At 48.3% G+C, this 580-nt stretch carries 1 protein-coding gene; it reads left to right on the top strand.

Features of this window, described 5'->3' with window-relative positions; genetic code table 11:
• On the top strand, nucleotides 1-580 hold a 580-nt coding region (locus IM797_RS28205), incomplete at both ends, for an MBG domain-containing protein (protein ID WP_228099184.1).

Below are 580 nucleotides of genomic sequence, written 5' to 3'. Positions count from 1 at the left end.
TTACGGCGATGCCGATCCTGCACTGACTTATGCCTTTGCTCCTGCACTGGTGGGTACCGATACTTTCACGGGAAGTTTAACCAGATCACCTGGCGAGAATGTGGGTAATTACGCGATCAACCAGAATACGCTGGCACTGAGCAGTAATTATGTACTGAACTATACTGCTGCCAATCTGAGCATAAATAAAGCGGCACTAACGATTACGGCTGACAACAAAGAGAAATTCGCAGGAACAGCAAACCCAACTCTTACAGTTAGTTACAGCGGATTTGTGAACAGTGAAACCAATGCGGCACTAACTACGCAGCCTACGGTGAGTACAACTGCAACGACAGCGAGTGCTGCTGGCGACTATACAATTACGGTAAGCGGTGCAGTTGCGGCCAATTACAGCATCAGTTATGTAGCTGGTATTTTGAAAGTAAAACCAGGTGCACCTACGGATATCAGTTTAGCTGCGGTAACTTTGTATGAAAATGCTGCTGCAGGTGCCAATGCCGGAACCTTGAGCAGTACTTCGCCGGATGCGTCTGCAACCTTTACCTATACTTTGGTGGCTGGAGCCGGTGATACGGAC

The organism is Pedobacter sp. MC2016-24 (assembly GCF_015223055.1).
Lineage (GTDB): Bacteria > Bacteroidota > Bacteroidia > Sphingobacteriales > Sphingobacteriaceae > Pedobacter.
The sequence above is the reverse complement of the archived record's forward strand: the minus strand, read 5'-3'. Positions and strand labels throughout refer to the sequence as shown.